Genomic DNA, 14,454 nt, shown 5'->3' with positions numbered 1-14,454 from the left:
AGCGTGTCGGCCGACGCGAACCTGGGCACGGGCTCCCTGACGCTGGCCGGCGGCACGCTGGAATTCACCGGCACCGGCGCGCAGACCATCGCCAAGGCCATCACGCTGGGCACCGGCGGCGGCACGATCCTCTACGGCCAGACCGGCAGCACCGACACGCTGACGCTGTCCGGCGCCATCACCGGCTCGACCACGCTGACCAAGTCGGGCGCGGGCACGGTGGATCTCACCGGCAGCACCAACAACGGCTCCGCCTGGGCGACCTCGGTCCAGGGCGGCGTGGTCATGCTGACGGCCGACGTCAACCTGGGCTACGGCGCGGTGACGCTGGCCGCCGACACGGCGCTGCGGGTCAAGACCAGCACGACGATCGACAACAACGTCACGCTGACCGGCAACGCTTCGATCCAGACCGACCAGGCGGTGACCATCAGCGGCACTCTCGCGGCCAACGGCTTCACCCTCAGGAAGATCGGCACCGGCACCCTGACGGTGTCCGGCGCCACCGGCGGCATGACGGTCAACGCCGGCAACGTCGCCATCGGCTCCGCCTCGGCGCTGAGCGGCGCCGTGACGCTCGACGGCGGCACGCTGGACATCACCGCCACCACGGCCACCGCGATCACCAACGACTTCACCCTGGGCAGCGGGCACGGCACGCTGAATACCGCCGGCCCGGTCACCCTGTCGGGCGCCATCACCGGGTCGGGCAACCTGGTCAAGACCGGCACCGGCACGCTGACCCTGACCGGGACCAACAGCTTCAGCGGCACCACCACGATCAGCGGCGGCAGGCTGGCGGTCAACGGATCGATCACCGGCACCGGCGCCGTCTCGGTCGCCTCCGGCGGCACGCTGGGCGGCTCCGGCACCCTGGCCGGCGCCGTCTCGGTCGCTTCGGGCGGCACCATCGGGGCCGGCAACAGCCCCGGCACGCTGACGCTGGGCAACGGACTGACCATCGCGTCCGGCGGCACCCTGTCGGCGGAACTGGACGGCACAACCGCCGGGACCGGCTACGACCAGATCGTGGTCACCGGCACCGTGACCATCACCGGCGCCACGCTGACGCTGACCGCCGGCTTCACGCCCGCGCAGGGCGACAGCTTCACGCTGATCGACAATGACGGCAGCGACCTCGTCACCGGCACCTTCAGCGGCATCGCCGAGGGCGGCCTGGTGACCGTCGGCACCAAGTCCTACCGGATCTCCTATGCCGGCGGCACCGGCAACGACGTCGTCCTGACCGTGGTCCCGGCCGTCACCGACGCCAACATCTCGATCTCGGGCGCCACCGGCACGGGCGGCGCGTTCAGGATCGGCGACACCGTCACCGCGACCTGGAACAGCACGTCGGCCGGCGACAACAACGGCGCGCTGACCGGCGTCACGGTCGATTTCAGCCAGTTCGGCGGCGGCTCGGCGGTGAGCGCCTCCAACAGCTCCGGCACCTGGACCGCCACCTACACCATCGCCGCGGGCATCATCGAGACGACCGGCCGCAACGTCAGCGTCACCGCGTCCGGCCCGAACGGCACCTCGGCCACCGCCGCCGACACCACCGGGGCCTCCGTGGACACGGTGACCGCGACGGTGACCGGCGTCAACTCGACCACCACCGACCGTTCCTACAAGGCCGGCGACACCGTCAGCATCCAGGTGGCGTTCAGCCAGGCCGTGACCGTCACCGGCACGCCCCAGCTCACGCTGGAGACCGGCACGACCGACCGGGCGGCCAGCTACGCCTCCGGCTCCGGCACGAGCACGCTGACCTTCACCTACACGGTGCAGGCCGGCGACACCTCGGCCGACCTGGACGTCGCCTCGGCCGCGGCGCTGGCGCTCAACGGCGGCACCATCCTGGACAGTGCCGGCAACGCGGCGACGCTGACGCTCGCGGCGCCGGGCGCCACCGGCTCGCTCGGTGCCAACAAGGCCATCGTGATCGACACGACCGCGCCGACCCTGGGCACCGCGGCCCTCACGGCCGCGACCGACAGCGGCAGCTCGTCCGCAGACGGCATCACCAACGCCGCGAACCCCGCCTTCTCGCTGACCGTGGGCGAGGCCGGCCTGACGCTGGAACTGCTCCGCGGCTCCACCGTGGTCGCCACGGCGACCTCGACCGCCGGCACCAATACGCTGACCCACACGGGCGCCGCCGAAGGCACCGGCCTCAGCTACACCGTGCGGGCGACCGACGCGGCCGGCAACCAGACCACCTCGAATGCCGCGACGGTGACCATCGACCGGACCGCGCCGACCATCTCCGACGTGGCCAACCAGACCATCGAGGAGGACGCCGGCACCGGCGCGCTGAGCGTCACGGTCGGCGACGGCGTGACCGCGGCCGGCACCGTGCAGCTCACCCGCGGCTCCGGCAACGCCACCCTGGTGGCCGACGCCAACGTCGTGCTGGGAGGCAGCGGAGCCAGCCGGACCGTCACCGTGACCCCGACGGGCAACCAGTTCGGCAGCTCGGTGATCACCCTCACCGTGACCGACGAGGCCGGCAACACCGCCACCGACAGCTTCACCGTGACGGTCAACGCGGTCGCCGAAACCCCGACGGTCTCGGGGGCCACCAGCACCACCGAAGATACCCTGTCCAGCGCCATCGCGATCACCCGCAACGGCACCGACGGGTCGGAGATCACGCACTTCAAGATCTCCGCCATCACCGGCGGCACGCTCTACAAGGACAGCGGCGCCACCACCGCGATCGCCGGCGGCGACGTCATCACCGCGGCCGAAGCGGCGTCAGTCTATTTCAGGCCGAACAGCAACGCCAACACCGCCGACGGCGGCACCTTCGGCTTCCAGGTCCAGGGTGCCCGCGACAGCGCCGGCAACGGCCTCAGCCCGACGCCGGCCACCGTCACGCTGACCGTCGGCGCGGCGAACGACGCGCCGGTCCTGTCGTCGGCGTCCCCGACGTTGACCTCGATCACCGAGGATGCCACGACCAACGGCGGCCAGCTCGTCTCCTCGATCCTGGGCACCAGCGTCACCGACGCGGACACCGGCGCGGTTCAGGGCATCGCCATCACCGGCATCACCTCCGGAAACGGCACGTGGCAGTACTCGCTGGACGGCTCGACCTGGACCGCCTTCGGCTCGCCCACTTCGGCCGCCGCGCTCCTGCTGCGCTCGGCCGACCATGTCCGCTTCGTGCCCGACGGACAGAACGCCACCTCGGCCAGCTTGACCTACCGCGCCTGGGACCGCACCGCCGGCACGGCGGGCGGAACCGCCGACACCTCCAGCACCGGCGGCACCTCGGCCTTCAGCGCCGCAAGCGACACCGCGACCCTCACCGTCAACGCGGTCAACGACGCGCCGACCATCGGCGGAGCCGGCACCCAGTCGATCACCGACAAGCAGACTGCCCTGCCGTTCGCCACCATCCTGTTCGCCGACGTGGACAGCCCGGACCAGACCCAGACCGTCACCGTCACCCTGGACACCGCCGCGAAGGGCAGCTTCACCACGCTCAATGGGTTCACGAGCCAGGGCGGCGGCGTCTATACCTATACCGGCACCGCGTCTGCGGCGCAGGCCGCCATCCGCGGGCTGGTCTTCACGCCGGCTGACAACCGCGTCAATCCCGGCTCGACCGAAACCACGACCTTCACGGTGTCGATCAGCGACGGCAACGGCGGCTCGGCCTCCGACGCCTCCACCCAGGTGACCACAAGCGCCGCCAACGACGCGCCGCAGCTCGGCGGCGCGGCATCCGGCCAGCCGGTCTCCGACAAGGGCACCCTGCTGCCGTTCCAGGGCTTCACCGTCACCGACGCCGACGCCAGCCAGTCCCTGACGCTGACGGTCGGCATCGACGCGCCAAGCAGAGGCACCTTCAGCGCGGCGTCGCTGACCGCCTCCGGCTTCACCCTGGCCGGAACCGGCAGCTTCACCTTCACCGGCACCGCGTCGGCGGCCCAGGCCGCCCTCCGCCAGCTCGTCTACACGCCCGCCGAGAATCTGGTCACCCCCGGCACCGTCGAGACCGTGCGCTTCACCGTGACCGCGCTCGACGCCTCCGGCGCCAGCGCCAGCGACGACGCGACGACGGTCCGGATCACCTCGGCCAACGACGGCCCGGCGATCTCCGGCATCTCCGGCGCCATCGACACCACGGACCGGAGGACCGCCCGGCCGTTCCCGGACGTCCGGATCACCGATGCCGATCGCCCGGACCAGACGCTGACCGCCACGGTCACCATCGATCCGGCCAAGGGCTCCCTCAACGGTACCTACGACGCCGCCACGGGCGTGTGGAGAGTCACCGGCACCGCGGCGCAGATCCAGGCGGCGCTCCGCGCCGTCATCTTCACCCCGACCGAGAACCGCGTCACTCCCGGCACTGTCGAAACCACCCTGTTCTCCCTCCAGGTATCCGACGGGACGGTCACGGCGGGGGACAGCCTGACCAGCGTCCGGACCCTCTCCGTCAACGACGCCCCGACCGCCAGCCGTACGATCAGCCGGGCGGCCGCCGTCCAGGGCACGCCTTTCTCCCTGACGATCCCGACGACCGCCTTCAACGACGTGGACGGCGGCGACCCGCTGACCGGCACCGCGACCCTGTCCAACGGCAACCCGCTGCCGGCCTGGCTGACGTTCGACACGAACACGCGGACCTTCAGCGGCACCCCGGCCAACGGCGACGTGGGCACGCTGACGATCCGGCTGACCGTGACCGACCTGGCCGGCGCCAGCGCCTCCGACATCTTCATCCTGACCGTGGAGAACGTGAACGACGCGCCGGTCGCGGCGGACGACCGGGTCTCCACCGGCGAGGGCAGCGCCTTCACCCTCTCCGCCGCCCGGGGCCTGCTGTCCAACGACACCGACCCGGACACCGGCGACACCCGCGTCGTCAGCCTGGTGAACGGCCTGGCCTCCAGCGTCGGCCGGGCGATCACGCTGGCCGGCGGCGGCCAGGTCACGATCCGCCAGAACGGCAGCGTCGCGTTCGACCCCAACGGCGCCTATGCCGGCCTCAACGCCGGGCAGACCGTGGTCGAGCAGGTGCGCTACACCATCGTCGACGCCGGGGGCCTGACCTCGACCGCGACCCTGTTCATCACGGTGGAGGGCCGCAACAACGGCCCCGTCCTCCAGCCGGACAAGATCGTGACGATCGACCAGGACAGCGCGTCCATCGGCCTGAGCATCACGCGGCCGGTGGATGCGGAAGGCGACCCGCTGACCATCGCGGTCACGGCGCTGCCGTCCGTCGGCACCGTCAGGACCGCCGAGGGAACGGCCGTGACGGTCGGCACGCTGCTGACCGCGACCCAGCTCGCCAACCTGACCTACACGCCGCCGGCCGGCTTCAGCGGCGACGCCGGCACGCTGGCCTACAGCGTGTCCGACGGCGGCGTCGCGGCCACCCAGGCGGTCGGCATCAGGGTCACCGCGGTCCAGCGGCTGGACGTGGTGCCGGTCGCCGCCGTCGCCAGCGAGGGCACCGCCGGCAACACGGTGCTGACCTTCCGCATCGCCCGGACCGGCGACACCAGCGCCGAGACGGTGGTCGACTGGCAGATCGACAACCCGACCCGGAGCAACGGCCAAGCCGACCGCGACGACTTCGCCGGCGGGCTGCCGTTCGGCAAGGCGACGCTGGCGTCCGGCGCCGGTTTCGTGGACGTCACTATAACGGTCGCCGCCGACACGGTGGTGGAACCGGACGAGACCTTCACCTTCTCGGTCACCGGCGTCGCCACCAGCCTCGCCGGCGGCAAGATCGTTTTCCAGCGCGAGACCGCCCGGGGCACGATCCTGGACGACGACCGCGACGTGACCCCGCCGAGCATCGTGTCGGTCACGGCCCCCACGGCCGGCAACTATGTCGACGGCGACACCCTGACCTTCACCGTCAAGTTCAGCGAGGCGATCGACCGGACCAACCTGGGCACGCCGCGCCTGGCGCTGACCATCGGCAGGACCACCCGCTTCGCCGAACTGGTCGAGGTGGCTGGCCAGCCCGCCGACACGCTGACCTTCGCCTACACCGTCACCCCGTCGGACGCCGACAAGGACGGCATCTCGGTCGGCCAGAACATCAACCTGAACGGCGGCAGGATCCGGGACGCGGCGGGCAACAACGCGGCCCGGAACCTCGGCGCGCTGCGGACCGGCGACGTCATCGTCAATACCTTCAAGGGCGTGGTGGTCGATGGCTACATCACCGGTGGGACGGTGTTCGCCGACGCCAACCGCAACAGCGTGCTGGACGAGGGCGAGTCCTTCTCGATCACCGACGGCTCGGGCAATTTCGAGATCCTGGGCGGCAGCGGCCCCTATATCCTGGTGGGCGGCCGCGACATCTCCACCGGGCTGGACTTCAAGGGCATCTTCGAGGCGCCCCCGCGCGCCAAGGTCATCAACCCGCTGACCACGCTGCTGGTCGGCGTCGCCGGCCTCGACGCGACCGACCCGCAGATCGCGGCGGCCCAGACGGCCGTCAAGACGGCGCTCGGCATCGACGCCGGGATCGACCTGCTGACCTACGACCCGATCGTCGAGGCGACCACCGCGGGCCGTTCCGCCGGGGAGATCGCCACGGCGGTCGCGGCCCAGGCGGAGGCGGCCAAGATCGCCAACCTGCTGGTCCAGGGCAGCTCGGTGCTGGCCGGGGCCGCCAGCACGCCGATCAACTCGGGCGACGCCGGCCGCGCGGTGCTGGCGGCGCTGGCCGAGACCGTGTCGGCCCTGCCGTCCGGCACCACGATCGACCTGTCCTCGCAGACGGTCATCGAGGCCGTGCTGCGCAACGCGGCCGCCCGGCTGTCCGGCATCGACGCCGCCCGCGTCGCGGCGGTCGCGACCGACGCCGCCCGGGTGATCGGCGCCAGCAACGGCGCCGTGGACACCGCGACGAGCGGAAGCTCGGGCGATGCGCTGGAGAACCTGACCCGCATCACCCAGGCCCAGGTGGTGGCCCAGGGCAGCGCCGCGACCGCCCTGCAGGAGGGCACCGCGGGCAGCGGGCTGGCCGGCGCGGTGGACAGCTTCACCGGCACCAACCTCGACACCCAGGTCGACCAGGCCGCCGTGGGCGTCGTGGTACCGTCGCGCCTCGCCATCGCCGCGGCCGACGCCGCCAAGTCGGAAGGCGATGCCGGCACCACCGCCTACAGCTTCACCGTGACCCGGTCGGGCAACCTGTCCGGCGCGCTGAGCGTCGACTGGCAGGTCACCGGAACCGACAGCCTTGATGCCGACGATTTCGGCGGCGCCCTGCCGGGCGGCACGGTGAGCTTCGCCGACGGCGAGACCGTGAAGACCATCACCGTGTCGATCGCCGGCGACCAGGCGATTGAGGCGGACGAGACCTTCGGCGTCGTGCTGTCCAACCCGACCGCCTCCGCGGCGCTGGCGACCGACGCCGCGTTCGGCGTGATCCTGAACGACGACCCCGCCGCTCCCCGGATCACACTGCCGGGCACCGCCAGCGTCCTGGCCGGCACGGCCACCGCCATCGAGGGGATCAGCGTCGCCGACGGCAACAGCGCCACGGTCACCGTCTCGCTGACCCCGGTCAACGGCTCGGTCGCCCTGACCGGCCCGGCCACGGTCTCCGCCTCGGGCAACGTCCTGTCGGTCACCGGCAGCGTCGCCGACGTCAACGCCACGCTCGCCACCCTGCGCTTCACCGGCGACTCCGCCAGCGCCACGGGCGCGATCGACGTGGCGGTCTCCGACGGCGACGCGGCCACCGCCGACGCCTCGGAGCGGCTGTCGGTCTCCATCCTGTCTGCGCCGGAGAACACCCTGCCGGCGCGCCCGACGGTGGTCGCCGGCGTATCGAGCGAGATCTTCGGCATCAGCGTCGCCGACACCGACAGCGGCAGCGTGACGGTCACGCTGACGCCCAGCAACGGCACCGTCACGGTCACCCAGTTCGGCTCCGCCGCCGTCACCGGCCTGTCCGACAACCGTGTCCAGGTCGCGGGCACCGTCGCCGACGTCAACAAGGTGCTGGCCTCGCTGGAGTTCACGGCCGTGCCGAGGGTGCTCGGCGCCAGCCTGCTGATCACCACCGCCGACGGCGACGACCTCACCGCCGACGACAGCGACCTGCTCAGCATCGACGTCGTCTCCAGCCCCGAAAGCACCGTCTCCACCGCCCAGACCGTGGTGGCGGGGGTGCCCCAGGCGGTCCCCGGCGTCACGGTCGGCGATTTCGACACCGCCGAGCTGCAGGTCACCCTGGTCCCGACCAACGGCCAGATCGGCATCGACGCGGTCGGCTCCGCCGTGCTGACCCGGCCGAACGACACCACGCTGCGCCTGACCGGCACCATCGCCGACCTCAACGCCTCGCTCGCCACCCTGACCTTCACCGGCACGATCGGCTCGACCGCCGGCAGCGTCCAGGTGCTGACCACCGACCGAGACGCGCTGACGCCCGATCCCACGGTGACGGTGGACTTCACCATCCTGAACGCGCCGACCCTGGACCTGCCGGGCCAGCCGTCGGTCGTGGCCGGGACCACGGTGCCGCTGACCGGCATCACGGTCGCCGACGCCGACCCGGGCGAGGTCACCGTCACGCTGGCCCCGACCGGCGGCACCCTGGCGGCCGCCGCGGCGGCCGGCGCCACCGTGGCGACCGCTTCGGACGGCACCGTCACCATCACCGGCGCGGTCGCCACCGTGAACGCCACCCTGGCCGGGCTGACCTTCACCGCGGGCCGCACGGGAACTTCCGCCAGCGTCGCGCTGAGCGTCAGCGACGGCGACAGCCGCACCGCCGACGCGCAGGCGACCCTGTCGATCACCATCACCAGCACGGTCGAGCTGCAACTGCCGACCTCCGGCGTCGTGCTCGCCGCCGGCACCGACGCGCCGCTGGCCGGCATCTCGCTGAGCGCCGCCGGCACCGACCTGATCACGGTGCGCCTGACCGCCACCAACGGCATGCCGGTGCTGGCGGCCCAGGGCGGCGCCTCGGTCGCGGACCTGGGCGGCGGGCTCTTCACCCTGATCGGCAATTCCAGCGACATCAACGCCACGCTGGCGGCGATGACCTTCAACGGCACCCAGGGGGAGACCGGCGCCTCGCTCCGGGTCCAGGTAGAGTTCAGCGACGCGTCGCTGGGCGCCATCGACAGGACCCTGTCCATCGCCCTGGTCAACCCGCCGGCCATCACGCTCCCGGCCGCGGCGGACACCTATGTCACCGCCGGCCAGACCGGGGCGATCCCCGGCATCTCCGTCGCCGACTTCGACGACGCGGGCCTGACCGTCACCGTGGCGCCCAGCGGCGGCGCCGTCGCGCTGACCGCCGTCGGGAGCGCCACCGTGACGGCGGGGGCCGACGGGCGCCTGACCGTGGCGGGCACCAAGGAGGACGTCAACGCGACGCTGGCGGGCCTGACCTTCACGCCCGCGGCCGGCGCCGCCGTCGGCAGCGTGACGCTGACCGCCGGCGATGCCGACCCGGTCTCGCCCGACGTCACCGCGACGCTGGCCGTCGCCGTCGTGTCGCCGTCCCAGGTCACGCTGCCGGCCGGCGGCACGGCGATCGCCGGCGTCCCGACGGAGCTGCACGGCTTTTCGATATCGGACGCGGACAGCGCCGCGGTCACCGCGACGCTGGCCCCGACCGGCGGCACGGTCGAGGCGACGGCGTCCGGTTCCGCGACCGTCACCGTCGGGACCGACGGCCGGATCACGGTCACCGGCAGCCCGGCCGATGTCACCGCGACGCTGGAGACCATCAGGTTCACCATGACCGCGGGGGCGACCGCGCCGTCGCTCCAGGTCTCCGTCTCCGACGGCGACGACCGCACCGCCGACACGTCGACCACCATCGCCTTCACCGTGTCCACCTCGCAGCCGCCGGTCGCCGGCGGCGACATCACGGCGACCGCCACCGACAACACGACGCTGTTCCTGCCCGAGGACGGCGCCGCCCCGGGCGCCGCCAACATCAGGCTTGCGCCTTCCGTGGTGCCCAACGGCGACGGCCATTCCCCCAACGCGATCCGCATCCTGTCGGCCACCGGCGGCACCCTGACCCTGGCCGACGGGACCACCATCGTCCTGGGCGCCTCGGGCACGGTGATCCCGCTGAGCGCCGGCGTTGCCGACCTGCGCTTCACGCCCGCCTCCGACCGCGATACCGCCGCGACGCTCCGCTACGTCATGGTCGATACCGTCCGGGGCACGCCGAACTCGGCCGCCTCGACCGCCACCATCGCGGTCACGCCGGTCAACGACCTGCCGACCGGATCGGCCGACACCGGCACGGTTGGAGCAAGCGGGACGCTGTCCGTCGCGGCCTCCGCCGGCCTGCTGGCCAACGACCGGGACGTCGATACGGGCGACAGCCTGCGCGTTTCCGCCGTGAACGGCACGGAGGCCTGGGTCGGCCAAGCCGTCACCCTGCCGTCCGGCGCGCGCCTGACGGTGAACGCCGACGGCTCCTACGCCTACGACGCCAACGGCGCCTTCGCGTCGCTGGCGGCCGGGACGACCGGAACCGACAGCTTCACCTACACGGTCCGCGACGCGGCCGGCGGCACTGCCATCGCGACGGTGACGCTCACCATAACGGGCGTCAACGACGCCCCCGTGGCGACCGCCGACGCCCTGTCCGTCGCGGCCAGCGCCCGGCTGACCGGCGACGCGTCCGGCCTGCTGGCCAACGACAGCGATGTGGACGCGGGCGACACCCTGCGGGTGGCATCGGTCAACGGGGCGACCGACGCGGTCGGCCGGGAGATCACCCTGCCGTCCGGCGCGCTGCTGCGGCTGAACGCCGACGGTTCCTACAGCTACGACCCCAACGGGCGGTACGACAGGCTGCCCGCCGGGGCGACCGCGACCGACAGCTTCACCTACACGGTCCGCGACGCGGCCGGCGCCACCGCCCCGGCGACCGCGACCATCACGGTCCGGGGCGTCAACGACGCGCCGCTCGCGGCGGCCGACACGGCCGTCCTGACGGAGAACAGCGTGTTCAACGTCGCCGGCGTCGGCGTGCTGGTCAACGACACCGACATCGACACCAGCGATACCCTGACCGTGTCGGCGGTCGACGGCCAGACCGTCAATGTCGGCCGGACCATCACGCTCGCCTCGGGCGCCCGGCTGCTGATGAACGCCGAGGGGTCGTACCGCTACGACACCAACGGCGCGTTCCGCGGCCTGGCCCAGGGCCAGAGCCGGACCGACAGCTTCACCTACACGGTCCGGGACGGGGCCGGCGCCATCTCGACCGCGACGGTCACGCTCACCATCACCGGCGTCAACACCGCGCCGGAGGCGGTCGCCGACGCCGCCGCGACGACCGCGGCGCAGGCCGTCACCGCGACCGGCACGTCCGGCCTGCTGGCCAACGACACGGATGCCGACAGCGGCGACCGGCCCCAGCGGGTGACCGCGGTCAACGGCAGGGCCGCCGACGTCGGCGGCACGGTCACCCTGGCCTCGGGCGCGAAGCTGACGGTGGCCGCGGACGGGTCCTACGTCTACGATCCCAACGGTGCCTTCAACACGCTGGGCGCCGGGCAGACCACCACCGACGGCTTCAGCTACACGGTCGCGGACGGCTTCGGCGGAACCGCGGTGGGCCAGGCGACCATCACGATCACCGGGGTCAACGACCGCCCGACGGCGATCGCCGACAGCGCGACGGTGACCGAGAAGGCCGTGCTGTCGGTGCCGACCCTGGGCGTGCTGGCGAACGACACCGACATCAACCGGGACGACCGGCTGACGGTGACCGCGGTCAACGGGACCGCCGCCTCGGTCGGCCAGACGATCAGCCTCGCCACCGGGGCGAGGCTCACGCTGAACGCCGACGGCTCCTACGTCTACGACCCGAACGGCCGCTTCAACGCCCTGAACCAGGGCCAGTCGGCGACCGACAGCTTCACCTATACGGCGTCCGATACCAGCGGGGCGACCAGCACCGCCACGGTGGTTGTCACCATCACCGGCGTCAACGACGGGCCGGTGCCGCAACCCGATCCCGGCACCGTGTTCGAGGACTCGGCGGTCAGCGTGACCGCCGCCAATGGCGTGCTGTCCAACCTGACCGATCCGGACCAGGGCGACACCGCGACCGTGACCGCCGTCAACGGCAGCGGGTCGGCGATCGGCCGGGCGATCACGCTGGAGTCCGGCGCGCTCCTGACCGTCAACGCGGACGGCTCCTACCGCTACGACCCCAACGGCCGGTTCGACGGCCTGGCGGCCGGGACGACCGCGACCGACAGCTTCACCGCGACCGTACGCGACGCCGGCGGGGCGACGGCCACGGCGACGGTGACCCTGACCATCATCGGGGCAAACGACGCCCCGGTGGCGAGGGCCGACGCGCTCGCCCTGGGCGAGAACGACCGGGCGGCCGTCGCGGCATCCTCCGGGGTGCTGTCCAACGACGGCGACGCGGATGCCGGCGCCGCGCTGGCGGTCAGCGCGGTGAACGGGCAGACCAGCAGCGTCGGCCAGGCGATCGCCCTGGCGTCGGGCGCGCGGATCACGCTGAACGCGGACGGCAGCTATGCCTATGACACCAACGGGGCCTTCTCGGCCCTCGCGGCCGGGCAGACCACGACCGACAGCGTCAGCTACACGGTCTCCGACGGGAAGGGCGGCAGCGCCACGGCGACGCTGACCCTGACCATCACCGGCGCCAACGCGAACCCCGCGGCGGTCGCCGATACCGGCGCCGTGGCAGAGAACGGAGCCCTGGCCGTGGCGGCCCCGTCCGGCCTGCTGGCGAACGACACCGACGCCGACCGGGGCGCCGTCCTGACCGTCTCCGCGGTCAACGGCTCGTCCGCCGCCGTCGGCGCCGCCATCCTGCTGGACTCGGGGGCCAAGCTGACCGTCCAGGCCGACGGTTCCTACGCCTACGACCCCAACGGCCGGTTCGAGAGCCTGGCGGCCGGGCAGAGCGGCACCGACAGTTTCACCTATACGGTGAGCGACGGCACCGGCGGCACCGCGACGGCGACGGTCACCATCACGATCACCGGGGCGAACGACGGGCCGGCCGCGGTCGCCGACGCCGTCGCTGTGGCCGAGGATGGCGTCCTGGCCGTTCCGGCCAAGGGCCTGCTGGCCAACGACACCGATGTGGACACCGGGACCGTGCTGACGGTGACCGCGGTCCAGGGGAACCCCGGCGCGGTCGGGACCGCCGTCACCCTGGCGTCCGGCGCGCGGGTCACCGTGGCGGCGGACGGCTCCTACACGGTGGACACCGCCGGCAAGTACGACGGGCTGGCCGCCGGCGAGACCGTGACCGAGCACTTCGGCTACACCGTTTCGGACGGGCAGGGCGGCAGCGCCGCCGGGACCGCCGCGGTCATCATCGTCGGGACCAACGACGCGCCCGTGCTGGCCGGCGCCGTCGCCGCCCAGGGCGCCCGCGAAGCCGAAGCCTTCAGCCTGAAGCTTCCGGCCGGGCTGTTCGCCGACGCCGACGCTTCCGACCGGCTGACGCTGTCGGCCGACCTCGCTTCCGGCGCGGCCCTGCCGGGCTGGCTGAAGTTCGATGCCGCCACCGGCGCGTTCAGCGGCACGCCGGGCAGCACCGACGCCGGGCAGGTCGCGGTGCGGGTGACGGCGACCGATCCGGCGGGGGCGACCGTCTCCACCACTTTCACGCTGACCACGCAGGCGGCGCCGAAGGTGGTCACGCCGGTCTCCAGGCCGGCCGAAACGCTCCCCGCGGCGACCTCGACCACGGTACAGGCCGGCGCGGCGCCCGCCATGATCATCCTGCCGCTGGTCCAGTCGACATCCACCCTGTCGACCGGGTCGCCGACGATCCTGTCCTCCTCCTCGACCCTGGGTGGGAGCGAAGCCGCCTTCTCCGGCAGCTTCACCTTGCCGGCCGGCCAGTCCCAGCTGGTCAGCATCGGGGCGGGGCCGGGGGCGGCGGACGGCCTGCGGTTGCTCAGCGGCGTGCCGGACCGGCAGTTCGGGATCGACGGCGCGAACAGCTTCAGGCTGCCGTCGGGGGTGTTCGGCCACTCCGATCCCACCGCGACCATCACCATCGAGGCCACCCTGGCGGACGGCTCGCCGCTGCCGGGATGGCTGAAGTTCGACGCCACCTCCGGCACGTTCAGCGGAACGCCGCCGGCCGGCACGGAAAGCCAGCTGGAGATCCGGGTGAAGGCCCGCGACAACGCCGGCACCGAGGTCGTGGTGGACTTCAAGCTGAAGGTGGGCGAGTCGGGCGAAACGCCGGCGGCCGACCAGGCTCCCGACGCAGTCCCGGGCGACGGGCGGAATAACACCGACGCCGCACCGCGGCGCGACCCGCAGGAGGCGCGGGTTCTCCTGGCCGGCAAGCCGTCGCTCACCGCCCAGCTCAAGGCGGCCGGGCAGGGCGATCTCCTGACCGAGGGGATGGCGCTGCTGGAAAGCCTGCTGAAGGCGGCGGGCGTCGATTCCCTGGACCGCGCGGCTTGA

General features: G+C 72.7%; 1 protein-coding gene (only partly in view). It reads left to right on the top strand.

All coding sequences use genetic code 11. The features are described 5' to 3' along the window. Positions 1-14,454: the 3' portion of an autotransporter-associated beta strand repeat-containing protein gene (locus tag JL101_RS22815; protein ID WP_323374741.1), read on the top strand. It extends 11,193 nt beyond the left edge of the window; 14,454 of the gene's 25,647 nt are visible here — the last part of the coding sequence; its start codon lies off the left edge, out of view; it ends in the stop codon at positions 14,452-14,454.

Source organism: Skermanella rosea (genome assembly GCF_016806835.2).
Taxonomy (GTDB): domain Bacteria; phylum Pseudomonadota; class Alphaproteobacteria; order Azospirillales; family Azospirillaceae; genus Skermanella; species Skermanella rosea.
Note: the sequence above shows the minus strand (reverse complement) of the source record. Positions and strands in the feature narration are given on the sequence as shown.